23 protein-coding genes are annotated in these 23,456 nt (G+C 72.4%); 18 read left to right on the forward strand and 5 right to left on the reverse strand.

The window, feature by feature from the left end; genetic code table 11:
• Window positions 1-27 precede the first annotated feature (27 nt).
• Entirely contained in the window at window positions 28-1,644 is a 1,617-nt protein-coding gene (locus tag JO379_RS21710; protein WP_209516496.1) for an N-acyl-D-amino-acid deacylase family protein, read from the reverse strand.
• An 89-nt stretch (window positions 1,645-1,733) separates the two neighbouring features.
• Entirely contained in the window at window positions 1,734-3,041 is a 1,308-nt protein-coding gene (locus JO379_RS21715) for an amino acid deaminase (RefSeq protein WP_209518798.1), read from the reverse strand.
• Between the two features lie 206 nt (window positions 3,042-3,247).
• On the opposite strand from JO379_RS21715, the gene JO379_RS21720 reads away from it, so the two are divergent.
• From JO379_RS21720 to JO379_RS21730, 3 genes are read left to right on the forward strand one after another with little or no spacing between them, the layout of a single operon-like run.
• Window positions 3,248-4,318 carry a sugar kinase gene (locus tag JO379_RS21720; RefSeq protein WP_209518800.1) on the forward strand — a complete coding sequence of 357 codons (1,071 nt, stop codon included), beginning with the start codon at window positions 3,248-3,250 and terminating at the stop codon, window positions 4,316-4,318.
• Window positions 4,315-5,088 (forward strand): IclR family transcriptional regulator, encoded by a 774-nt coding sequence (locus JO379_RS21725; RefSeq protein WP_209516499.1) that lies wholly within the window; start codon window positions 4,315-4,317, stop codon window positions 5,086-5,088. The genes JO379_RS21720 and JO379_RS21725 overlap by 4 nt, the downstream gene beginning before the upstream one ends.
• A complete protein-coding gene (locus JO379_RS21730) occupies window positions 5,085-5,489 on the forward strand; it encodes a RidA family protein (RefSeq protein WP_209516502.1) in 405 nt (134 codons plus the stop codon). Before JO379_RS21725 ends, JO379_RS21730 begins: the two co-directional genes overlap by 4 nt.
• 78 nt (window positions 5,490-5,567) lie before the next feature.
• On the opposite strand, the gene JO379_RS21735 is transcribed toward JO379_RS21730, so the two are convergent.
• Window positions 5,568-6,863, reverse strand: coding sequence for a M14 family metallopeptidase (locus JO379_RS21735; RefSeq protein WP_130879636.1), 1,296 nt, complete (start codon window positions 6,861-6,863; stop codon window positions 5,568-5,570).
• Window positions 6,864-7,079: 216 nt separating this feature from the next.
• Between JO379_RS21735 and JO379_RS21740 the strand changes: the two genes are divergently transcribed.
• Complete coding sequence (locus JO379_RS21740) at window positions 7,080-7,967, forward strand: trypsin-like serine peptidase (RefSeq protein WP_209516505.1); 888 nt, start codon at window positions 7,080-7,082, stop codon at window positions 7,965-7,967.
• A 68-nt stretch (window positions 7,968-8,035) separates the two neighbouring features.
• Here the strand turns inward: JO379_RS21740 and JO379_RS21745 are convergent, their stop codons facing one another.
• Entirely contained in the window at window positions 8,036-9,775 is a 1,740-nt protein-coding gene (locus JO379_RS21745) for a chitinase (RefSeq protein ID WP_307842099.1), read from the reverse strand.
• A 296-nt stretch (window positions 9,776-10,071) separates the two neighbouring features.
• On the opposite strand from JO379_RS21745, the gene JO379_RS21750 reads away from it, so the two are divergent.
• From JO379_RS21750 to JO379_RS21805, 12 genes are all read left to right on the forward strand, one after another.
• Window positions 10,072-10,959 carry a hypothetical protein gene (locus JO379_RS21750; RefSeq protein WP_307842100.1) on the forward strand — a complete coding sequence of 296 codons (888 nt, stop codon included), beginning with the start codon at window positions 10,072-10,074 and terminating at the stop codon, window positions 10,957-10,959.
• A 109-nt stretch (window positions 10,960-11,068) separates the two neighbouring features.
• Entirely contained in the window at window positions 11,069-11,791 is a 723-nt protein-coding gene (cpaB, locus tag JO379_RS21755) for a Flp pilus assembly protein CpaB (RefSeq protein ID WP_209516508.1), read from the forward strand.
• Window positions 11,792-11,818: 27 nt separating this feature from the next.
• On the forward strand, window positions 11,819-13,507 hold the full coding sequence (locus JO379_RS21760; protein WP_130879639.1) for a TadE/TadG family type IV pilus assembly protein: 1,689 nt from the start codon (window positions 11,819-11,821) through the stop codon (window positions 13,505-13,507).
• A gap of 3 nt (window positions 13,508-13,510) precedes the next feature.
• Window positions 13,511-14,005: a TadE family protein gene (locus JO379_RS21765; protein ID WP_130879640.1), complete on the forward strand. Its 495-nt coding sequence runs from the start codon at window positions 13,511-13,513 to the stop codon at window positions 14,003-14,005.
• Window positions 14,002-15,345 carry a TadA family conjugal transfer-associated ATPase gene (locus JO379_RS21770; protein WP_130879641.1) on the forward strand — a complete coding sequence of 448 codons (1,344 nt, stop codon included), beginning with the start codon at window positions 14,002-14,004 and terminating at the stop codon, window positions 15,343-15,345. Before JO379_RS21765 ends, JO379_RS21770 begins: the two co-directional genes overlap by 4 nt.
• A gap of 17 nt (window positions 15,346-15,362) precedes the next feature.
• On the forward strand, window positions 15,363-16,301 hold the full coding sequence (locus JO379_RS21775) for a type II secretion system F family protein (RefSeq protein WP_372449147.1): 939 nt from the start codon (window positions 15,363-15,365) through the stop codon (window positions 16,299-16,301).
• Window positions 16,302-16,314: 13 nt separating this feature from the next.
• Window positions 16,315-17,202, forward strand: coding sequence for a DUF5936 domain-containing protein (locus JO379_RS21780; RefSeq protein WP_130879643.1), 888 nt, complete (start codon window positions 16,315-16,317; stop codon window positions 17,200-17,202).
• Between the two features lie 554 nt (window positions 17,203-17,756).
• Complete coding sequence (locus JO379_RS21785) at window positions 17,757-18,026, forward strand: Flp family type IVb pilin (RefSeq protein ID WP_130879644.1); 270 nt, start codon at window positions 17,757-17,759, stop codon at window positions 18,024-18,026.
• Window positions 18,023-18,748, forward strand: coding sequence for a pilus assembly protein TadG-related protein (locus tag JO379_RS21790; protein ID WP_209516511.1), 726 nt, complete (start codon window positions 18,023-18,025; stop codon window positions 18,746-18,748). Before JO379_RS21785 ends, JO379_RS21790 begins: the two co-directional genes overlap by 4 nt.
• A gap of 21 nt (window positions 18,749-18,769) precedes the next feature.
• Window positions 18,770-19,342, forward strand: coding sequence for a hypothetical protein (locus JO379_RS21795; protein WP_130879646.1), 573 nt, complete (start codon window positions 18,770-18,772; stop codon window positions 19,340-19,342).
• Between the two features lie 7 nt (window positions 19,343-19,349).
• On the forward strand, window positions 19,350-19,982 hold the full coding sequence (locus JO379_RS21800) for an OmpA family protein (protein WP_130879647.1): 633 nt from the start codon (window positions 19,350-19,352) through the stop codon (window positions 19,980-19,982).
• Window positions 19,983-20,286: 304 nt separating this feature from the next.
• Complete coding sequence (locus JO379_RS21805) at window positions 20,287-21,486, forward strand: hypothetical protein (protein ID WP_209516514.1); 1,200 nt, start codon at window positions 20,287-20,289, stop codon at window positions 21,484-21,486.
• Between the two features lie 34 nt (window positions 21,487-21,520).
• Here the strand turns inward: JO379_RS21805 and JO379_RS21810 are convergent, their stop codons facing one another.
• A complete protein-coding gene (locus tag JO379_RS21810; RefSeq protein ID WP_209516517.1) occupies window positions 21,521-21,916 on the reverse strand; it encodes a DUF192 domain-containing protein in 396 nt (131 codons plus the stop codon).
• Between the two features lie 106 nt (window positions 21,917-22,022).
• On the opposite strand from JO379_RS21810, the gene JO379_RS21815 reads away from it, so the two are divergent.
• Together JO379_RS21815 and JO379_RS21820 are read left to right on the forward strand one after the other, a co-directional pair.
• On the forward strand, window positions 22,023-22,748 hold the full coding sequence (locus tag JO379_RS21815; RefSeq protein WP_130879650.1) for a prepilin peptidase: 726 nt from the start codon (window positions 22,023-22,025) through the stop codon (window positions 22,746-22,748).
• A 123-nt stretch (window positions 22,749-22,871) separates the two neighbouring features.
• Window positions 22,872-23,453 carry a TetR/AcrR family transcriptional regulator gene (locus JO379_RS21820; protein WP_209516520.1) on the forward strand — a complete coding sequence of 194 codons (582 nt, stop codon included), beginning with the start codon at window positions 22,872-22,874 and terminating at the stop codon, window positions 23,451-23,453.
• The last annotated feature ends 3 nt before the right edge of the window (window positions 23,454-23,456 follow it).

Below are 23,456 nucleotides of genomic sequence, written 5' to 3' on the forward strand. Positions count from 1 at the left end.
ACACCGGCGGGGCCCACGCGCACCGGATCAGCCGGCCGGCGTGCGCCGCACCGCGCGCCCCGCCAGGACGTCCGTACGCCGTCCGTCTTCCATCACAAAGCGACCATCGATCAGGACATATGGAATGCCGGTCGGAAGTGTCCGAGGGGCTTCGAAAGTGGCACCGGGGGCCACGGTCTCGGGATCGAAGAGAACGAGGTCCGCGCGGAATCCCGGGCGGATGACACCCCGGTCCGGCAGCCTGAGCCGGGCTGCGGGACGGGACGTGAGATGCGCCACGCACTCCTCCAGCGACAGCACGCCCAGCTCCCGCGCGTACCGGCCCAGGTACTGCGGAAAGGTGCCGTACGCGCGTGGATGCGGCTTCTCGCCGTGCAGGATGCCGTCACTGCCGCCGGTGTGCACCGCGTGCCGCATGATCGTCCGGACGTTCTCCTCGTGCCCGACGTGCTGGAGGATCGTGGTCCCCAGCCGGTCCTCGGTCAGCAGCCGGCGGGCCGTGCTCCACGGCTCCTCGCCGCGCTCGCGGGCGCTGCGGGCGACGGACCGGCCGACGTGGTCCGCGAGCTCCGGGTCCGCGACACCGGAGATCTCGATGGTGTCCCAGTCGATCGGCACTCCGTGGCAGCCGTCCGCGCCCTCGATCTCCACGGCCCGCCGGATCCGCTCGGCCGTCGCGTCGTCGCGCAGCCGCGCGAGCACCGCCTCCGGCCCGCCCTCGCCCGCCCAGCTCGGCAGCATCGCGACGAGCGTGGTGCAGCCCGGGGTGTACGGATAGGTGTCCAGGGAGATGTCGGCGCCCGCCGCGAGCGCGGTGTCGAGAAGGCCCAGCAACTCGGGGGCGCGGCCCTGGTTCACGTCGAAGTTCATGACGGCGTGGGCCAGGTGCAGGGCGCAGCCCGCCTCGCGGGTGAGGGCGACCATCTCCTCGTACGCCCGCAGCGCGTCGGCCCCGTAGGAGCGGTGGTGCGGGCAGTAGTAGCCGCCGTAGCGGGCCACCACCCGGCACAGCTCGGTCAGCTCGGCGTCGGTGGCGTACATGCCCGGCGTATAGGTGAGCCCCGAGGAGAGCCCGACCGCGCCTTGCTCCAGTCCCTCGGCGACCAGGCGCTTCATCCGCCCGGTCTCCTCGGCCGTGGCGGCCCGGCGCTCCCAGCCCATGGCGAGCATCCGGACGCTGCCCTGCGGCACGAGATAGGCGGCGTTGACCGCGATGCCTTCGCCGTCGAAGCCGTGGTCGAGACGGTCGAGGTACTGCCCGACGCTCCGCCAGGTGAAGTCGATGTCGTGCCCGTCGCCGTTCCAGCCGGTGATCTGCGTACGGACCTCGGCGAGGGTGCGGTCGTCGACCGGCGCGTACGACAGGCCGTCCTGGCCGATGACCTCCAGCGTCACGCCCTGTGCGGCCTTCGCCTCGTGGCCGGGGTCGCGCAGCAGGGCGAGGTCACTGTGGGCGTGCATGTCGATGAAGCCGGGCGCCAGCGCCAGGCCGTGGGCGTCCAGAACGCGGGCGCCGCCGGGGCGGGGGCCGGCCGATTCCCGGTGGATCGCGGTGATCCGGCCGCCCGCGACGGCCACGTCCGCCCGGTAGGAGGCGCCGCCGGTGCCGTCGATGACGCGCGTGTCACGGATGACGAGGTCCATAGGTGCGTGCCCTTCTCTCGGCCGGACAGGTCCTCCTCGCCGGACGGGCCGCCGAAACGGCGAGCCTGTCCGGCGAAGGGAACGGAGGGCTAGAAGAACGTGCGGATGTAGTCCGTGACCGTTCCGTCGGCCTCGGCCAGCGGGATCAGCTGCCACTTGTCGAAGACCGTGCAGGGGTGCGACAGGCCCAGTCCGACCCAGTCCCCGACCTCCAGCTCCGCGCCCTCCGCCATCTCGACGAAGGCGTGCTGGTCGGCGAGCGCGGTGACCTTCAGCCCCTCGGCGGGGCGCAGCGAGCCGTCCCGGGCGGACCGGACGACCTGGGCCTCCGGCAGGCCGAGGTCGTACGCGGCGTCGCGCTTGCCCGCGTTGAGGTAGGCCCGGCCGGGCTCGGGCCGCGAGACGACCTGCGCCCACAGCCGGAAGGCGGGCTGGAGGGCGCCTTCCTCCGGGTGGCGGTTGAAGGGGGTCTTGCGCCGGTACTGCCCGTCGTCGTGGGTGACGTACGCGCCGGAGCGCAGCAGCTTGAGCACCGGTGCGGACAGCGGCGGGAGCTCCGCGAAGACCTCGGCGACGGCGTCGAACCAGGCGCTGCCGCCCGCGCTGACGACGATCCGCTCCACGCCCGCGAAGTGTCCCGCCTTGTCGAGCTCCACGGCGAGGGCGGTGAGCCGGTGCAGCCAGGCGCGTACCTTCTCGCCGTCGGCCCGCGGGACCTCCGCCTCGTAACAGGCGACGCCGACCAGGCGGAGGGTGTCCGTGGCCGCCACCGCCTCGGCGAGCGCCAGGCTCTCGGCCTCGGTCCGTACGCCCGTGCGGCCGCCCGCGACGCCCAGCTCGATGACGACGTCGAGGGGGCGCCCGGCCCCGGCGCCCCGCAGGGCGGCGTCCATCAGCTCGACGCCGCGCGCGGAGTCGACGTAGGTGATGAGCTCGAAGTCGGGGTCGGCGGCCAGCTCGCCGGCGATCCAGCGCAGCGCGGCCGCGTCCACCACCTCGTTGGCGAGGAAGATCCGTCGCACGCCGAAGGCGCGGTAGACGCGGACCTGGGTGGGGACGGCGGCGGTGATGCCCCAGGCGCCGTGGTCGAGCTGCCGCTCGAAGAGCTGCGGGGCGAGCGTGGTCTTGCCGTGCGGCGCGAAGGCCAGGCCGTGCTCGGTGGAATAGCGCTCCATGAGGGCGAGGTTGTGCGCGAGCGCCTCGGCGGAGAGGGCGAGGACGGGTGTGGTGAAGCCGCCGGTGAACAGCGAGCGGCGCTCGGCGGCCAGCTCGCCGACGGTCAGCCCCTCCGCGTCCGGGGGCAGCCCCTTGAAGCGGTGGTCCACCCGGTCCTGGGCGAGGCGGGTGACGGCGTCGTGGGCGGCCAAGAGAGCCTCCAGAGAAGTAGGTTGCAGCATGTGCAACACCCATTGCGAGTAGCGCTCGGTGCTGTCTAACATCCGGGCAAGCGCCCGGTCAACGGTGTCCGGGACTCCTCGGGAGACCGTCACAGAATGCGCGTAAAGCGCGGATCAAGGAGCGGAGGCCCGTGACCGCAGCCGCCCCGCCGCCGCCGCTGGGCAGCCGGCCCGGTGACGTCGATGTCGTGTGCCTGGGCGAGTCCATGGTCACCTTCCGTCCGTCGGCCCCGGGGCGCCTCGCCGACGTGCCGTCCTTCGACCGGGGCATCGGCGGCGCCGAATCGAACGTCGCCTGTGTGCTCGCCCGTGCGGGGCACCGCACCCGCTGGGTCAGCCGGGTCGGCGCCGACGGCTTCGGCGACCACCTCCTGGCGGCGATCGCCTCGTACGGCGTGGACACCTCCCCCGTCCGGCGCGACCCCGACCGGCCGACCGGGGTTTATTTCCGCACGTCGGGAGAACGGGCGGTCGATGTGGCACCGCCGCGCGGAACGGACGAGCGCCTCGCCGAAGTCGTCTACTACCGGTCCGGCTCCGCGGCCTCGGCCATGGCGCCCGGCCGGGAGATCCGCGCCGCCGCGTGGTCCGGGCGGTTCCTGCACCTGACGGGCATCACCGCGGCACTCTCCGCCGGCTGCCTCGCCCTGATGCGTGAACTGACGACCCGCCACCCCGGCCGCCCCCTGGTCTCCTTCGACGTCAACCACCGGGTGGCCCTGTGGCAGGGCACCACGAACGGCCCGGAGGTTCTCGCCGACCTCGCCCGGGGCTGTGACCTCGTCTTCGTCGGCCAGGACGAGGCGGCCGCCGCCTGGGGCCTGCGCGACGCGGCCGCCGTCCGGGCCGCCCTCCCGGAGCCCGCGACGCTGGTCGTCAAACGGGGCGCGGCGGGCGCCACGGTGTTCGCGCGGCGCGAGGACGCGCGGCCCCGGGCCGCGCTCCCGCGCCCCGCCGACGTCGTCGTCTCGGCGCCGGCGCTCCGCGTCGACGTCGTCGCGCCCGTCGGGGCCGGTGACGCCTTCGCCGCGGGATTCCTGTCCGGGACGCTGCGGGGGCTGCCGCTCCACGAGCGGCTGCGGCACGGCCACCTCATGGCCGCCGCCGCCCTCACCGCGCCCGGTGATCTCGGCGAGCCGCCCGGCCGGGCCCACGCCGACCGATGGGCAGCCCTCGATGCCGACGGCTGGGAGAGACTGCGACTCGGCCCCGGCTGGACCGGGTGTCCCGCCGAGACCGAGGACCGGTCCGCGAAGGTGGAGGACCACACCGTATGAGCCAGACCGTCGACCGCGCCCTGCGCATCCTGCCGCTGCTCGCCGAGGGGCCCGCCAATCTGGAGATGGTGGCGGGCCGGCTCGGGGTCCACAAGTCGACCGCGCTGCGCCTGCTGCGCACGCTGCACGAACACGGCATGGTCTACCGCCAGCAGGACCAGCGCTACCGGCTGGGTACCCGGCTGTTCGCCCTCGCACAGCAGGCCGTCGAGAACCTCGACGTCCGGGAGATCGCCCACCCCCATCTCGCCGCCCTCAACGAGCGGTGCGGGCACACCGTCCATCTGGCCGTGTACGAGGAGAACGAGGTCCTCTACATCGACAAGTTCGAGAGCCGCTATCCGGTGCGCATGTACTCCCGCATCGGCAAGCCCGTCGCGATCACCGTCGCCGCCGTCGCCAAACTGCTCCTCGCCGACCTGCCCGAGGCCGAGCGGCGCGCCGTCGCCGAGCGGCTCGACTACCCCGCCTACACCTCCCGTTCCACACCGAACGCCGCCGCGTTCCTGAAGGAACTGGCCACCGTGCGCGACCAGGGCTGGGCCACCGACCTCGGCGGCCACGAGGAGTCCATCAACTGCGTCGGCGCCCCCATCCGCGGCACCGACGGGCGGGTCGTCGCCGCCTGCTCCATCTCCGCGCCGAACGTCGTCGTCACCGCCGAGGAACTCCTCGCCCTGCTCCCGCTGTTGCGCCGTACCGCCGACGCCATCAGCGCCGAGTACTCCGGAAGCACCCCACCCGCGAACCCTGCGAAGGCACTGTCATGACCGAGAAGACCGCCCTCACCCCGGCCACCCACACCACCCCGCCCGCGAAGTTCTCGCACGGAGTGCGCAAGGGCAACATCCTCCAGGTCGCCGGCCAGGTCGGCTTCCTGCCGGCCGTCCCGGGGCAGGGGCCCACCGTGGCCGGCCCCACCCTGCGCGAGCAGACCCTGCAGACGCTCGCCAACGTGCGGTCGGTCCTCGAAGCGGGCGGCGCGACATGGGAGGACGTGATGATGCTGCGCGTCTACCTCACCGACACCGCGCACTTCGCCGAGATGAACGCGCTCTACGACGACTACTTCGCCGGCCTGAAGGAGGCCCCGGCGGCCCGTACGACGGTGTACGTCGGCCTGCCCGAGGGGCTGCTCATCGAGATCGACGCCCTGGCCGTCCTCGGCTGAGTGCGGCTGGGCACCAATGCCGTACCGCCCCGCCGGATCCGTCGGTCCGGCGGGGCGGGAGCGTTCCGCGTCGCGCGTTCACTGGGCGCAGTACTGCCCTTCCTTGCCGATGGCCCGGTACATGCAGTCCGCGTTCTCCAGGAGCTGGAGCACCGCGTCGCGGTTGCGGGCGGTCTCGCGGCCGATCACCTCGTCGGGCGGGTAGAAGCCGCCGGAGCCGCTCGGGCCGGGATACATCTCGAAGGTGTAGGCGAAGATCTTCTGGTTGCCCCACAGCCAGTCGTCGATCGAACCGTCGGTGATGTAGAGGTCGCTGGACTGCTCGGGCGTGTAGCGGTTGGAGGCGGCCATGGACTTGCCGATGGCCGCGAAGGCGTCGCGGTCGTCCTTGGTCATGCCGGGAGCGGTGTCGCTGTAGGTGTAGCCGAACGGCCAGAGCACCAGCTCGCTGTAGGTGTGGAAGTCGATCGCGGCCTTGATCTGCTGCTTCCCGCCGACGACCCGGCCGCGGACGAAGTCGGCCACGACCTTCACCTCGGGCGCCGACTCGGGAGCGGTGCCGCGGTAGGTCTCGGAACCCGGGCTGCCGGAGGAGCCGCCGCAGCAGCCCCACTTGTAGTCCCAGTTGCGGTTGGGGTCGGTGCCGCGTGAGGACGAGCCGGCGTTGGGCTGGCGGGTCTTGCGCCAGCTGCGGTACGAACCCGTCGCGATGTCGTATTCCCCGCCGTCGGGGTTGACATCGGGCACGATCCAGATCTCCCGGTTGTCGATCATCTTGGTGACGCGCGCGTCGCTGCCGTACTTGCCGCCGAACTCCTTCAGCAGATAGAGCGCCATCTCCACGGTCAGGTGCTCACGTGCGTGCTGGTGGTGGGTGAAGAGCACCTCGGGCTCGGCCTCGTCCGTGCCGACGTTGTCGCTGATCTTGATGGCGACGATATCGCGGCCCTCGTAGGACTTGCCGATGACCTTCTTCGCCATGATCGAGGGGTGCGCGGCGACTCCGGCGTTGATCTCCGCGAGGGCCTCGTTGTAGTTGTGGTAGCCGGAGTCGGCGGGCGGGAAGTCGTACGGCTTGAGCTTGCCGCCGCCGCTCCGCTCCGGTGGTCCGGCCAGTCGCTTCAGCCGGTAACCGAGCCGGCGTACGGCGTCGGCCTGTGCGTCGTCCGCCGTGATGACGACGGACCGCTCGCGGACGGCGTCCACGGAGGCGCCGGTGGCGGCGAGGGCGGTGCGCTCGGCGGCGGTCCGGGCGCCGGTGACCTCGTACTCGTGGGCCTGTTCCTCGGTGGCGGGGGACGCCGGTGCGGCGAGGGCCAGGGTGAGCAGGGCGGCGAGGGCGGTGGCCCATCTGCCCTGGGAACGCAGTCGCATGCGGTCTCCTGGAGGGTCCGTTAGTGCGACGGGTGGGGGGTGCGAGCCTTCCCAGTGTTCGAGTTTTGGCATGCAACGGTCAAGGTGTCGAGTGCGGGTGAATCAAGCCAACTTCCCTCGTACTTGCGTCCGGTTGATTGCTCATCGGCCCCACCGGTACCAACAATGAACACGTCAAAACCGAAAAGCACGTCGGTCTAGAGAGGACCACCCCCCATGAGACGACCTCTCGTCGGTGCGCTCGCGACGCTCCTCCTCACCGGAGCCACCGTCGGCGTCGGCACGACCTCCGCCTTCGCGACCTCGCAGGAGAAGGCGGACAGCAGGGCGGCCGTGACGGCCGCGGCCCCGCAGGCCGAAGCCAAGCCCAAGGCCGTCGACTTCGCCGGTACCGTCGCGCTCAGCAACTGCTCCGGTTCGCTGATCCGCATGCCCGGCTCGGCCGACAACGACCCCGCTCTCGTCATGACCAACGGCCACTGTCTGGAGAGCGGCATGCCGGGCCCCGGCGAGGTCCTCACCGACAAGCCCTCCAGCCGTACGTTCAGCCTGCTCAACTCCACGGCGGGCAAGGTCGCGACGCTGCGTGCCACCAAGCTCTCGTACGGCACGATGACCGACACGGACGTCGCGCTCTACGAGCTGAACACCACCTACGCGCAGATCAAGCACCGGTACAACATCAACGCGCTGGCCCTCTCGGGTGACCACCCGACCGCGGGCACCGCGATCAAGGTCGTCTCCGGCTACTGGAAGCGGATCTACTCCTGCAACGCCGACGCGTTCGTGTACCGGCTCAAGGAGGGGGAGTGGACCTGGAAGGACTCCCTGCGCTACACCTCCGCCTGCAACACCATAGGTGGCACGTCAGGTTCGCCGGTGATCGACGTGAACTCCGGCAAGGTCGTCGCCATCAACAACACCGGCAACGAGAGCGGTGAGCGCTGCACGGTCAACAACCCGTGCGAGGTCGACGAGAAGGGCCGGATCACGGTCCGCAAGGGCATCAACTACGCCCAGCAGACCTTCCAGATAACCAAGTGCGTCGGCACCGGCAACAAGATCGACCTCGGTCGGCCGGGCTGCACGCTGCCCAAGCCGTAACCGCTGCGGTCCCGAGCGCCGGACGGGCCTTTCGGCCCGTCCGGCGCTCGCGCGTTCCCGCGGGGCCGTTACGGCAGCCCGTGGACGTGCGGTCCCACCGCCTTCGACCAGGCGCTGCCGTTCGCGGCGTCCCAGTTGGTCGACCAGGTCATCGCACCCCGGATGTCCGGATAGGTCCGGGCGGGCTTGAAGGAGCCGCAGCCCGTGCCCTTGGCGAGGCAGTCGAGCGCGTTGTTGACGACGGACGGGGAGACGTAGCCGCTGCCCGCCCCGCGGGGCGAGGCCGGCAGGCCGAGACCGACCTGCGACGGGACGAGGCCGCCTTCGAGCTGGATGCAGGCCAGGGCGGTGAGGAAGTCCACCGAGCCCTGTGAGTAGACCTTGCCGTCACAGCCGTTCATGGAACCGCTGTTGTAATACTGCATGTTGACGACGGTCAGGATGTCCTTGATGTTCAGTGCGGTCCTGAAGTAGCCCGCCGAGGTGGACTGCATGTCGATGGTCTGCGGGGCCATGGTGATGACGAGCTTGCTGCCTGCCTTCGCCGACAGGGCGCGCAGCGCCTGCGTCATGTACGTCGGGTCGATCCCGTTCTCCAGATCGATGTCGACGCCGTTGAAGCCGTACTTCCGCATCAGGGCGTGGACGGAGTCGGCGAAGTTGGCGGCGGAGGCGGCGTCGTTGACGGTGACCGTCCCCCGTTCGCCGCCGACGGAGATGACGACGGACTTGCCCGCCGCCTGTTTGGCGGCGATATCGCTTTTGAACCGCTCTTCCGTGTAGTTCAGGGCGGGATCGAGCGTGAAGTCGACGGCCCCGCGGGTGGCCGTGGCGTCGGCGAAGGCGACGGCGATGATGTCGTACTGATCCTGTACGTCGCTGATCTTCTGGACCGTGGCGCCGTTGTCGAAGTTCTGCCAGTAGCCCGTGACGGCGTGCTTGGGGACGCCGGGGCCGTTGCCGCTGCCGGCGGTGGTGGTGCCGGTGACGGCCGCCGACCTCGGGGACTCGCCCTTGGCGTTCGTCGCCGTCACCTCGAACCGGTACGAGGTCGAGGGCGCGAGGCCGGTCACGGTCGCCGAAGTGCCGCTGACGGCCTGCACCTTGGTGCCGTCCCGGTAGACGTGATAGCCGGTGGCGCCGCCGACCGGGTTCCACGACAGGGCGACGGACGAGGACGTCGTGGCGCCGGCCTTCAGCCCGTCGGGGGCGCCGGGTACCGGGTCGCCGGGGTCGGTGCCGCCGGGGCCGGACAGCTCGACGTCGTCGGCGAAGTAGCCGGGCTGCCCGTACCAGCCGTGGGTGTAGACGGTGACGGAGGTGGTGTCCGCGCCGGTCGTGAAGCGGGTGGTGAGCTGCTGCCAGCCGCTCGCCGAGGGCGTCCAGGTGGAGACGTCCGTGGTGCCGGTGCCGCTCGCGCCGAGGTGGACGTAGCTGCCCTGGACCCACGCGCTGAGCGTGTAGGAGGAGCCGGGCCGGACGGCGACGGTCTGCGCGCACCTGGCGTGATCGGATCCGGCGGGGGCCGCCTTGAGCGCGGCCGAGCCGGAACGCGCGGGGGAGGCGACCGCCTGGCCGCTGCTGTTCGAACAGGTCCAGTCGGCGATCCCCGACTCGAAGCCCGGGTTCTTGACGAGGTTGGCCCCGGTGGTCGTGACGGCCCTCGCGTGCGCGCCGACCGCCTCGGCGTTCGCGCCGCCGACGGTCAGGAGCGTGCCCGCCGTGAGGGCCAGGGCGGCGAGGGCGCCGCCGAGTCGGCGTCTTCCTCTGGTGAAGCCGGTGCGGCCGATGTGATGTACCCGTTCCACGAATGCCTCCGGTGGGAAGGGAGTTGACGGGGGTGAGCCGGAGCCCTGGGGGGTGTGACCGTGGGGGTGGTGGGCTCCGTATGCGCGTGAATATGGTCCAGACCAATGCTCGCGTCAAGGGCGGGGAACGGGTCGGTGAACTCCCGTCCACGTCGCGCCGGGGCGCCGGTGGCAAAGCCCGAAGAACGGTTCTCAGCCGCTCCATTCGTGGATAAAGTGCGGAGGCACCAGCACCGGGCAGTATCGATCCGCGTCCGCCGGAGCCCCCCGCGGCCGGAGTGAACGGGGAAGCCGACGTGCCCATCGCGATAGCAGTCACCAGCTCCGATCTGGTGCTCCCGCCCCCCGACGGGAAGACCCCGCACGCCGCCGTGTTCCAGCCGCCCGAAGCGCAGCCGCTGGAGACCGCGGTCGCCCAGGCGGGCGTCCTGCTCGATCAGTGCGGCCATCTGGTCGTGCTCTACCCCGACTCGCTCCCCGGCCCCTACGTCCGGCGCCTGCACACGATCCGGTCCGTCCTGGAGAGCGACCGGGTGGCCCTGCTGCCCATCGCGCTGCCGCCGCTCGCCGTCGGCGTACTGGCCCGCCAGTTACGGCAGTTGTCCGTGTCGGACCTCAGCCCCGGCGTGCTCGCCTCCGCCGCCCGGCTGCTCGCCCACTACATCTACGCGGGAGCCCAGCTCTCCACCGTCACCCGGCTGGAGAGGGCGGACGTCGGACTTGGCGATCACCTGGCGTCCCTGCTGCCCGGCGCCCGCTTCGGGGTCCTCGTCAACCCCGTGTCCCGGCTGCTGCGGATCGGCGTCGGTGGCCCCCCCGACGGCCCCGGCTTCGGCACCCGGCTGACGCTGGCGCGCGGCAGGCCCGCCGGCGGCGAGGACTGGGTCCTCGACACCGTCGCCCCCCACTGGCGGGTCCAGGGCGTGCAGGAGGCCGTCTTCCCCGCCGAGTCCGCGCGCTGGTGGGGCACCCGCCGGGCCGTCGAGTTCGCCGCCGCCATCGGGGACCCCTCCGTGCTCTATCAGCTCGTCACGTCCGTACGGCGGGAGGAGTGCCGCTGGTGCGGGCTCGAACTCATCGGCGACCGCTGCGGGTTCTGCCGGGCGGCCGTGCCGCGTGCCGCCGCCGGTGCCCTCGACCCGCCCGTACGGGCCGGGGCGGGCGCCCCGCCCGGCCGCCGCTGATCCCCGCCGCGCCCGGCCCGTGAGCCCGGTCGCCACCGGCCCCGCCGGGCCGCACCCCGGTCACATCCGACGAAGCTGACGAACGCCGACGAATGAGGTCCGCCGCCCCATGAATTCACGCCAGCGCCGCGGGATCATCCTGCTGCTCCTGTCGGTCCTCTGCGCCGTCGGCGCGTGCGCCGGAGTCTTCTCGGTCATCGACGACGTCGAATCCAAGGTCGGTCCCGAGGTCGCCGCCTACCGGCTGAAAGCCGACGTCCCCGCCTACCGGACCCTCGAAGAGGACGAGTTCGAGAAGGTCTCGATGCCCAGGCGCTGGCTCCCCGCCACGGCCGTCACCGACCTCGCGCGGGTACGCGGGAAGATCGCCGTCACCCCCCTGCGCAAGGGCTCGCTGCTGCAGAGCGACATGATCGTCGCCCGTCCGGCGCTGACGGCCGGGCAGCAGGAGATCGCCATCATGATCGACGCGGCGACGGGGGTCGCGGGCAAGATCAATCCGGGGGCGAAGGTCAATATCTACGCGACCTTCGACGCCAAGGAACAGGGCGCCAAGCCCGTCTCCAAGGTCATCGTCAGCGGTGCCCAGGTCATCGACGTCGGCAAGCTCACCCCCCTCGACCGCGACGGCGGCAGCCGAGGGGGCGGCACGACGCGCAAGGCGGCCGGCGACGCGGTGCCGATCACCTTCGCCCTCGGCACCAAGGACGCCCAGCGCGTCGCGTACGCCGAGTCGTTCGCCTCGCACGTCCGGCTCGCCCTCGTCGCGCCCGGTGGCGACGACACGGTCAGCGAAGGCGACCGCACGTACACCCTCGACGGCGACAAGTAGCGGCACAAGAGAGGCAAAGGGGCCACGGTGACGATCAGAATCCTGCCGGCCATCGGCGACCCGGACACCGCCCGCTCCATCGGCGGCCTGCTCGGCCAGCTCCCCGGCGTCGAGCCACTGCCGACCGTCGGGGACACCACCCGGCTCCTCGACACCCTCGCCGTCCTGGCCGCGGCCTCCCTCGAGGAACTGCCCGAAGTCGTCCTCGTGCACGAGCGCATCGGGCCGGTGCCCGCCCTCGAACTCATCCGGGAGGTGGCCCTCCGCTTCCCGGCCACCGGGGTCGTCCTGGCCGCAGCCGACGCCGGGCCCGCGCTGTACGCCGCCGCCATGGACTCCGGAGCGCGCGGCCTCGTCGGAACGCCGCTGTCCTACGAGGAGCTGGGCGCCCGCGTCCAGGCCGCCGCGCAGTGGGCGAGCGGGGTCCGCCGGCATCTGGGCGGCACCGGCGACCTCGTCCCCGGGGGCGGACCCGGCGGCCGGCTCGTCGCCGTCATCGGCGCCAAGGGCGGCGTCGGGACGACCGTCACCGCCGTACAGCTCGCGCTCGCCGCGTGCGCCGCCGGCCGGGAGGTCGCCCTGGTCGACATGGACCTCCAGTCCGGCGACATCGCCTCCTACCTGGACGTCCAGTTCCGCCGGTCCATCGCCGACCTGGCGGGCATCAACGACATCTCCCCCCGGGTCCTTCAGGACGCCGTCTTCCCCCACCCCACCGGGCTCGGGCTGCTGCTCGCCCCGGCGGAGGGCGAGCGCGGCGAGGAGGTCGGCGACCTCGCCGCCCGCCAGATCGCCGCCGCGCTGCGCGGCCGCTACGAACTCGTCGTCGTCGACTGCGGCACCCAGATCACGGCCGCCGGTGCGGCGGTGGTCGAGACCGCCGACACGGCCCTGCTGGTCACGACGCCGGACGTGGTGTCCGTACGGGCCGCCAAACGCATGGTCCGGCTCTGGGACCGGCTCCAGATCCGCAAGGCCGAGGAGACCACGACCGTCATCAACCGTCACACCCGCACCGCCGAGATCCAGCCGCCCCTCGTCGAACGGACCACGGGCACGAGGACCGCGCGGACCACGATCCCCGCCGGGTACAAGGAGCTCCAGGCCGCCGTCGACTCCGGCCGCATGCAGGACCTCGACGCCAAGTCCTCCGTACGGGGAGCCCTGTGGACGCTGGCGGGCGAGCTGGGCCTGGCCGACGCTTCAGGTGCCCGGCTCGCGCACGGCGGAGCCCACGCCGCTCACGCCGCCCGCCCGATCGCGGGCACCCCGCGCCGACGGCGGGCCATAGGGGGCCCCGGCCCCGCCCCCGCCGGCGGCACCGGCCCCGACCAGCTGGCCCCCGTACCGACCAGCCGTTTCCGCAGACGGGGCGGCGGCGACCGGGGACAGGTCGCGGTGGAGTTCGCGGGCGTACTGCCGCTGATCCTCGTGGTGCTGGCGGTGGTCTGGCAGTGCGTCCTGGTCGGCTACACCTACTCCCTCGCCGGGAACGCGGCGGACAAGGGTGCCCGGACGGGAGCCGTCGGCGGCGACTGCGCAGCCGCGGCACAGGCCGATTTACCCGGCGCCTGGGGCGGCGACGGCATCGGCTGCGGCGAGGAGAACGGGGTCTACCGGGCGACGGTCTCCCTGGACGTCCCGGTGCTCTTCCCCGGGGCGGTGAGCTGGCCCTGGCAGGTGGAGAGCTCGGCCGGCGCGGCGCGGGAGGACTGAGCGATGCGCGCGCGATTCCGGTCCCGCCGCACCGGCGAGGGCGGCTCCGTCGGCGGGCCGCCCCCGGCGGCCCGCCCGCCCGCCCGGGACCGCGGCGTCGCGTCGATCGAGTTCCTCGGGTTCCTGCCCCTGCTGCTGATCGTCGCGCTGGCCGCCGTCCAGCTGGGGCTCGCCGCCTTCGCCACCCAGCAGGCGGGCAGCGGGGCCCGCGCGGCGGCCCGGACGGCGACGCTGGACCGGACGCCGGGTGCGGAGCCCCCCGACCCGGAGGCCGCGGCGCGGTCCGCGATGACCGGCTGGGTCGCGGACCGTGCCGAGATCGGCGCGCCGACGTGCCCGGACGGCGGTGAGGTCACCGCGACCGTCACGGTCACCGTTCCCGAGCTCGTCCCCGGTACCGGATTCAGCACCACGCGCCGCGCCACCATGCCGTGCCCCGCCGCCCTGGGATCCGGCGGGTTCCCCTACCCACCCCCGTCCGCGAGGAGTGCGCCATGAGCCTACGGGCGCGGATCGTCGCACCGGAAGCACCCGCCGACGGACGGGAGTCGAGCCATCTCGTCCCCGTCTACCGCGCGAAGCTGCTGGAGGAGATCGACCTCGCGGAGATGTCCGTCCTGGCCGCCGCCGAGCGGCGCACCCGGCTGGAGCGGGTGCTCGGCCACATCATCAGCCGTGAGGGGCCGGTGCTGTCCACCGCCGAACGCGACCGGCTGATCCGCCGGGTCGTGGACGAGGCACTGGGCCTCGGGGTCCTCGAACCCCTCCTGGAGGACCCCTCCGTCACCGAGATCATGGTCAACGGCCCCGACCAGGTCTTCGTCGAGCGCGCGGGCCGCGTCGAGCTCGTCCCCGTACGGTTCGCCTCCCACGAGCAGCTGATGCAGACCATCGAACGCATCGTCTCCACCGTCAACCGCCGGGTGGACGAGTCGAATCCGATGGTCGACGCCCGGCTGCCGAGCGGCGAACGTGTCAACGTGATTATTCCGCCCCTCGCGCTGAACGGCGCGACCCTGACGATCCGCCGCTTCCCGCGCGCCTACACGCTGCGGGAGCTGATCGGCATGGGGACGCTGGACGAGCAGACGCTGATGCTGCTGGCGGCCCTCGTGCGCGCCAAGTTCAACGTGGTCGTCTCCGGGCCGACCGGTTCCGGCAAGACCACGCTGCTGAACGCCCTGTCCGGGCTGATCCCCGAGGGCGAGCGCATCATCACCGTCGAGGACGCGGCCGAGCTGCAACTCCAGCAGACACACGTCATCCGCCTCGAATCCCGGCCCCCGAACGTCGAGGGCAAGGGCCGCATCACCATCCGCGACCTCGTGCGCAACTCCCTGCGCATGCGCCCGGACCGCATCATCGTCGGTGAGGTGCGCGGCGGCGAGACCCTCGACATGCTCCAGGCCATGTCCACCGGCCACGACGGCTCGCTGGCCACCGTCCACGCCAACAGCGCCGAGGACGCGCTCATGCGGCTCCAGACCCTGGCGTCCATGTCCGAGGTCAAGATCCCGTACGAGGCCCTGCGGGACCAGATCAACAGTGCCGTCGACTGTCTGGTGCAGCTCACCCGCAACGCCGACGGCTCGCGCCGCGTCGCCGAGGTCGCCCTCCTCGACTCGCACGGCCGGGAGGACTACCGCCTCGCCACCGTCTGCCGCTTCGACGCCCGGCCGATGGGCGCGGACCGCGTGGTCCGCGGGCACTTCACGCACTTCCCCGTTCCCGGGCGGGTCGCGGAGCGGCTGCGGCTGGCCGACGAGGCCGTGCCACCGGCCTTCGGCGTCGCCGCGTCACCCACCGCACCCAGCCCCCGAGAGGCCGGACAGAGGTAACGCCGTACATGGACAGTATGGACAATCTCGCGACCGTCACCGCCGGACTCACCCTGGTGTGCGGCGCCCTCGGCATCGCCGGCGTGCACCTGTACGCCACCGGGCGGGCCCGGCACCAGGCGCTGGTCGACCGGCTCTCCGACGCCCCCGCCCTGCCGCCCGGCGGCCGGGCCCGGTACTTCACCGGCCTCGACCGGAGGCTGCGCGGCACCCGCTTCGGCGGCCGCCTGGAGTCACGGATCGCCTCGACGGGGCTGGACGTCACCCCCGCCGAGTTCGTCCTGTGCACCCTCGCCGCGGCGGCCGGACTATGGCTCGTCGCGGCCGCCTCCCTCGCACCGTTCTTCGGCCCGCTGGCCGCGGTCGTCGCCCTCTGGTCCGCGTCCGCCTTCCTCGCCTGGCAGCGCCGCAAACGCATCGAGAGGTTCATCAACCAGCTCCCCGAGCTGTCCCGCATCCTCGCCAACGCGACCCAGGCCGGACTCGCCCTGCGGACCGCCCTCGGCATGGCGGCGGACGAGATGGAGGCCCCGGCGGGCGAGGAACTCGCCAAGGTCGCCGACAGACTGGCCGTCGGCCACTCCGTCGACGCGGCACTCGACGAACTCGCCGACCGGCTGCCCTCGCGCGAACTGGTCGTCCTGGTCACCACATTGGTGCTGTCGCACAAGGCGGGCGGTACGGTCGTCAGCTCGCTGCGCAACCTCACGACGACCCTGGAGGAGCGGAAGGAGACCCGGCGGGAGGTCCGCACCCAGCTCTCCCAGGTGACCGTGACGGCGTACGTCGTGCCCCTGATGGGCATCGGCACGCTGCTGCTCATGGACCGCATCGCACCGGGATCGATCGAGCGGATGACCGACGGCTTCCCGGGGCGGGCGGCCGTGGTCGCCGCCTTCGGGCTCTACGGGCTCGGTTTCTTCCTCATCCGCCGCATGTCCAAGATCGACGTCTGAGGGGCGGCCGGGAATGGGACTTCTGCTGGCGCTGCTGGTCGGGCTGTCCGTGGCGGGTGCCTGCTACGGCATCGCCCTCTGCCGCAGCGAGGCCAAGCTGCCCGCCGACCTGGCGCTGGCCCTGGAGGTCGGCGCGACCCGGACGACCGCCGTGGGCTCGGCCGTCGACCGGCTCGGCATGCGCTACGCACCGCTCGTGCTGCGCATGATGGGCGGCAAACGGGTCGCGAAGGTCCGCACCCGCATCGACCGGGCCGGCAACCCCGGCGGCCTCACGGTCGACCGGTACGCGGCACGCCGTGCGGTCTACGGCTTCCTCGGCTTCGGCGGCGCGCTGGTGATGCTGCTCGAAGGACGCGTCCTCATGGCGCTGCTGCTGATTGCCTTCGGTCTCTTCTGGATCGAGGTCGGTATCTGGGTGGCGGTGCGTGAACGCAAGGACGCGATCGAGCGCACCCTGCCGGACTTCCTCGACGTCCTCGCGGTGGTGGTGAGCGCGGGGCTGAGCTTCCGGCAGGCCCTGGACCGCGTCTCGGAGAAGTATGAGGGGCCGTGGGCCGACGAGCTGCGGATCACCCTGCGCCAGCTGGACATGGGCGTCAGCCGCCGCCAGGCGTTCGACGAGCTGCGCAAGCGCAATGACTCGGAGCAGGTGGCGCAGTTCGTCACGGCCCTGCAGCAGGGCGAGGAGCTGGGCGCCCCGATCGTGGACACGCTGATCGACATCGCCAATGACATGCGCCGCACCGACGCCCAGCAGGCCCGCCGCCGCGCGGCCCGGGCCGTACCGAAGGCGACCATGGTCGTCACCACCTTCATGGTTCCGGGCACGATGATCCTGCTGATCGCGGGGTTCTTCCTGGGCTCGGGCACGGATTTCGGCTCCATCACGGGGGATTGAGCCGCGCACACCTCGCCCGTACCACCGCACAAGGAGACCCCATGGACACCCCGCCCCGCCCCTCCCGGCCCCCGGAGGGCACTCCCCAGCGGCCCCCGTACGACCCCGGCTCCTCCCGGCACGCCTCCCAGCACACCTCTCCGCACCACGCCGCCCCGTGCTCGGAGCGGGCCCGCCCGACGGAGGCCGAACAGGGGGCGGGGGCGGTGGGGGAGCGGCTCGGCACCCGGTTCGGGATACGCGAGGAGCCTTCGCGTCTGCCATCGGATCGGGGATGGCCATCCCCTGACGGGTCCCCGGAAGGTCCCGCCGACGGGTCCTCCGGTGGCCTGACCGAACGGTGGTGAGGCTCATGGGCCGCCCGGGGTGGGCGAGGTTCAGGAGGCACATGGTGTCCCAACTCCCCCACGGGGGAAGGGATTGGTGCCACGTGACCTGTTCCGCCACCGCCGAATCGGCGTACTTTTCTGATGCCGCGAACGGGGACGCGGGTCGTATCACGGAGATCCACCCGCCGGACCGGACGGGCCCGGCTGCCCACGGAGGGGAAGACGATGGGAAAGCGGTTCTGGGAAGACGGCCTGGGGCACCGCCCGGGAGACGTCCGGGACGCGGGCCGGGACGCCGGCCGGAGGACGGGCCGCAGCGGCGCGGGGGGCCATGGGCCCAGTGGCGACCGGTACGGCGACCGGGGGCAGACCTCGATCGAGTACCTGGGCATCATCGCCGTGGTCGTGGCGATCATCCTGGTGCTGACGACGACCGACTTCGGCACGATGATCGCGACGGCCATCACCAACCAGATCTCCCAGATCACCGGGTGAGGCGCGCGCCCTCCGCGCGTCAGGCGACCGACGCCGGGCAGGCCTTCCCCCTCTACATCACGGCGGTGGCGGGCCTGCTCTTCATCGCCCTGGCCTTCTTCACGGTCGGCCGGGCGGGCGCCACGAAGAACGGCGCGCAGACGGCGGCGGACGCCGCTGCCCTCGCGGCGGCGCAGAGCTACCGCGATCAGCTGGGCACCAGCTTCCTGCACGCCCTCCGCACCGGCACGGCGTGGCAGGGCATCGTCCTCGACGGGCAGGTGACGACGGCGGTCGATGTCTGCGGCGCGGCGCTGAGGTTCGCGAAGAGCAACGGCGCCTCGGTACGCGACTGCGCCCCGGCGCACCCGCCTCCGTCCTTCACCGTCGCGGTCGAGTCCCTGAAGGGCGTGGGCAAGTCGGTGATCCCCGGGACGGAGGACAAGAAGGCCACCGCGACGGCGACGGCGGTCGTCACACCGCTCTGTGTGCCGGGTGCCGCACCGCCGGAGCCGAAGCCTTCACCGTCCCAGGAGAAAGGCGACAAGGGCGACGGGGGCAAGGAGGGAGAGGGCAAGGACGACGGGGGCAGGAGCGACGAGGGCAAGGGCGGTGAGAAGCCCCCCGATAGGCCTGCCGTCCTCTTCCTCGACTGCGACGGCAAGCACGTGACGATCGACCCGGGTCACCCCGACCGGCTTCCGGACACGGCGGAGCTGTTCGCCGTGCACCTCGCCGACTGACCAGCGAAGGAAAAGTTGCCCATGAGCATTCGGCAGACGTCGACGGCCCGGAGGGGCGCGGCCGGTGCGGTGCTGGCGGCCGTCATAGCCCTCGCCGTGGCGGGCTGCGGCAGCGACGGCGAGAAGAAGGACGACGCCGGCGCCCCGCGCGCGTCCGGTGCCCCCCGCACGGCCGGGGACAAGCCCGCGCCGGCGCCGAGGGAGACCATCGGCGAGATCAAGGGGCCCGAGGGGGTGGTCGTCGTGCTCCACTCCGCCGTGCGGGACACCGGGGGGTTCGTCACGGTCAGCGGGGTCGTCGCGAACCGCGGCTCGAAGCCCTACACCCCGCTGACCTGGCGCTCGAAGGAGACGGAGATGAAGTCCCAGTCGTCGGTGTCCGGGGCGTCGCTCGTGGACCGGGCCGGCAAGAAGCGGTACCTCGTGCTCCGGGACACGGACGGCGAGTGCCTGTGCACCACGGGCCTGGTCAACATCCGGCCCGACGAGAGCAGACCCGTCTTCGCGCAGTTCCCCGCGCCGCCCGAGAGCGTCACGGACATCGACTTCCAATTGCCCACCATGCCGACCGTCCGCATCAAGATCTCGGGGTGACCGTCCCATGCCGACGCATCGGACCCGCCGCGGCGCGGCCGTCGCCACCACCGTGCTCGCCGCGCTCGTAGTCCTCGCGCCGTCCCCCACGCCCGCCCGCGCCGTGGGCGGCCCCGGGGGGCCCGCCGACACCGCGCCGCCGGTGAAGGTCGACAGCGATGACCCGGACCTCAAGATGCGGGCCGGGGCGAAGCTCGCGCCGGGCCGGGTCCTCGACATCAAATCGGTGATCGAGACGGACGACGGCGACGAACGCCGCGAGGTCACCAACGTCAACGTGACCTTCGCCCTCCAGGCCGAAGTGCTCTTCGACAAGGACAGCGCCACGCTCAACCGCGAAGCCAACGCCCGGATCCGGACCATCGCCGACGAGGCCACCAGACACCGCGCGACCATCGTGCGCGTCTTCGGCTTCACCGACAGCCTCGGCTCCTCGGGCCACGGCATGGTGCTCTCCAAGCAGCGGGCCGACGCGGTGCAGCGCCAACTCGCCCAGAACGTCGGGTCGTCGGCGGGGGCGTCGCGCATCAGCTACCAGATCCGCGGCTACGGCGAGCAGTACCCGATCGCCGACAACTCCACCGAAGAGGGCCGCAGGAAGAACCGCCGCGTGGAGGTCAGTTTCCCCCGCCGGCCGTAGGGCGACGGCCGGACGTGCGGTGCGGCACCCCCCGTACCGCGCCCGCGGTGCAGCGCGAGTCTCCGGCCAAGAGGCGCGCGCCGCGCCCCGCGCATCGACCCCCGCGCTCCGGGCCGGTGTGCGGGAGTGTGCGGCGGGGCAGGATGGAGCAGCCCGAAGGTCGGGGGAGAGCTGAGGGAGGCGGGAGATGAGGGGCCGGCGGACAGCCAGGGGCGGGCTCGTCGGAATGGCCGCGATGGGGGCGTTGATGACGGCCGGTCCTGCGGGAGCGGTCGGGAATGCCGAGGACGGGGGTGCGTACCGGATGGCGCCCGGTGCGAACCCCGTCAAAGGCGCGGCGACCGCGGGTGACGCGCCCCTGCTCGCCGAAGGGATGTACACGGACAGCCTCAAGCCGGGTGCGACGAAGTACTACGGCGTCGAGCTGGACGACGCGTCGAGCGCGTACGTCTCGGCGATCGCCGTGCCCCGGGAGGGCAGTGTGCCGGGGGCCCAGGACGGCATCGGAGTGTCGATGCGGACCGCGGACGGCAGGCGCTGTGGCCTCGGGCACCAGCGCACCTTCGCGGCGCAGGGCGGTGCGTATCCGACGGGGGACTACGCGGAGCGGGTGGTCGAGCCGCGGGGTGTGTGCCGCGGCGCCGGGCGCTATGTCGTCACCGTGACGCGCGGGGAGGCCACCGGCGGGAGCACGGCGGCGCTGCCGATCGAGCTGGCGTACATGTCCGAGCCCGCCGTGCGCAAGGGGACCGAAGGCTCCCCGGCGGCAGGCGGCAAGAGCACGCCCGGGGCCGCCCAGGAGTCCGCGGCGTCCCGGCCCGCGGCCTCGGGCGGAGCCGAGCAGAGCGCCGAGGGCGGCACGGGCTTCAATGACGCCGCCGAGGTGCGGGCCGGCTCGGTGAAGGGATCGGTGGAGCCCGGCGACACGCGGTTCTACCGTGTGCCGGTCGGCTGGGGGCAACGGCTGCGGGTCACGGCGGACTTCGGAGCAGCGCCGTCGGGTTCCGCGTTCCACGCGGCGAACGGGGTGCGGCTGGCGTTGAGCAACACCGCGCGCGGCCTGGTCGCCAACCGGAACGGCGGCTATCAGGGCAAGCCGAAGTCCCTCTCCCTGGAGACGGCCCCGGTCGCCTACGCCAACCGTCTCGGTGCGGGCCTGGACGCGGCCACCAAGGCGATGCGCTTCGCGGGCGCCTACTACCTCCAGGTCAGCGTCCATCCGGCCGTGGCCGGAAAGGTCTCCGGAAGTGTGCCGTTCACCTTGCGCATCGGTGTGGAGGGCGAGCCTGCCAAGGGCCCGGAATATGTGAAGGACCCGGGGGAGTTCGGGGGCAGCATGCTGCCCCTCGCGGGTGACGGAACGGTGCCCGGCGGGGTCCGGGACGGCGGCTCCGGCCGGAGCGACCGGCTGCGGCTGGTGGGATACGCCGGTGTCGGTACGGGATCCGTGCTGCTGCTCGGGCTCGGCGGATGGTCGCTGGCCGCGCGCCGCTGGAAGAACTGACGGAAGGCCGGCGGACGGGCGGCCGGCTGCCGGGTCAGGGCGAGATCTCCACACGGCCCCCCGGGCGCAGCCCCCAGCGGGCCATGGTGCCTGCTTCCGCTTCCAGCACATGGCGGGCCCCGAGCCGCGGCCGGCCGAGGCGGCCGGGTGCCATGGTCCGTACCGCCAGGACGGTCAGGTGCCGGTCCACGTAGGCGACATCGATGGCGAAGCGCATCCGGAAGGTGTGAACGCTGCCGGCGGGTGTGAGCAGCAGCGCGCCCTCGATGCCGTCCCGGCCGAGCAGCCCCCGGGTGCGGACCCGGTAGGAGGCGGCGATCTCCAGCGGGACGAGCGTCTCCCGCGACCTGTCGTCGTCCGATGCCGTCCCGCTCGCGACCGTGCCGTGCACTACCCGGAGTTGGGCCCTGCCGTCCCGCAGGTGAGGCATGTGCCGCTCCCTTCGACCGGTCGTCCGTGCCGGGTGTCCGGCGCGTCCTCGGCCACTTTATCCACAGGCTTCAGCGGGGTTTTGGAAGCATGCGTAGCCTCGGAGCATGTACTCGCTGCTGATCGTCCTCGCCGCCGTATTCGGCTGTGTGGCGGGGCTGTTGATGCCGCGCGCCCGGTATCGGCTGTCCGTCGAGCCCGAGGAGGCATGGCGGTCGGCGGGCCCGTGCGGGCATGCCGTCGGCGGGTGGCTCGGGCGGGCGCGGTGTGCGGTGTGCGCGGGGGGATACGGGGTGGGGGCACTGTCTTCCGCGGCGTTGACGGCCCTGGTGTGTGCGAGTCTCGCGGCCGTGGTGGGGATACGTCCCGAGCTGGTGGTGTGGCTTGCGGCGGCGCCGACAGCCGTCCTGCTGGCGGGAGTTGACATGGCGGTGCGCCGCCTGCCGGATGTGCTGACGCTGCCGTTGGCGGCGGGGGTGGCGGGGCTGCTCGGGGTGGCGGCGCTGATCCCCGGGGCGGCGGGGTCGTGGTGGGGGGCGTTGTGGGGCGGGCTGGCGATGGGGGGTGGGTATTTCGGGCTGTTCCTCGTTCATCCGAGCGGGATGGGCTTCGGTGACGCGAAGTTGGCGGTCGGGCTGGGGTGCGTGCTGGGGTGGTACGGCTGGGCGGTGCTGTTCCTCGGGGCGTTCGCGGGGCTGCTGCTGGGGTCGTTGTACGGGACGGCGCTGCTGGTGACGCGGCGGGCGCGGCGCGGGGAGGCGCTGGCCTTCGGGCCGTTCATGATCGCGGGGGCATGGCTGGGGGTGCTGATAGGCGGGGCGACGAGCGGCTGAGCCCGCGCGAGCCCCGTGCGAGCCTCTCCGGTCCGTGAGCTCGGTCAGCGAGGCCGGTCCGCAGGCGTCATGCCCCGCAGAAGTTTATGTACCGAGCGATCCAAAACATGCTACGGTCACACCATGGCCCGACCGAGGAAGTTCGACGAGGAGCGGGCGGTCGACGCCGCGCTGGAGGCGTTCTGGACCGCCGGGTACGAGGCGACCTCGACCCAGGATCTGTGTGACGCCACCGGTCTCGGCCGGAGCAGCATCTACAACACGTTCAAGAGCAAGCGTGATCTCTTCCAGCGCGCCCTTCTCCTCTATATGGAGCGCAAGACCGGCGAACTGATCGAGCTGCTGGAGAGCGACCTGCCCGTCCGGGAGAAGCTCCGGACCGCGCTCGTCCGCATCGTCGACGAGGAGTCCGAGCACGTCGACGACGGCCGCGGCTGTCTGGTTGTCAACACCGCCATCGAGCTGGCCGCGCGCGACCGTGAGGTGGCGCACGACCTGGAGCGGGACTACGGGCGGCGGCTCGACGCGCTCGCCGCCGCCATCGAGGCCGGGCAGCGGGACGGCGATATCGGCCGCGCCAAGGACGCCCGCACCCTCGCGCATTTCCTGATCGCGTCCGTCGGCGGCATGCGGGTCTCTGCCCGTGCCGGCGCGGGGCGCGACGCGCTCGAAGGGGTCGTGCGCACCACGCTCGACGCGCTCTGAGCC

It is taken from the genome of Streptomyces syringium, assembly GCF_017876625.1.
GTDB classification, from domain to species: Bacteria; Actinomycetota; Actinomycetes; order Streptomycetales; family Streptomycetaceae; genus Streptomyces; species Streptomyces syringius.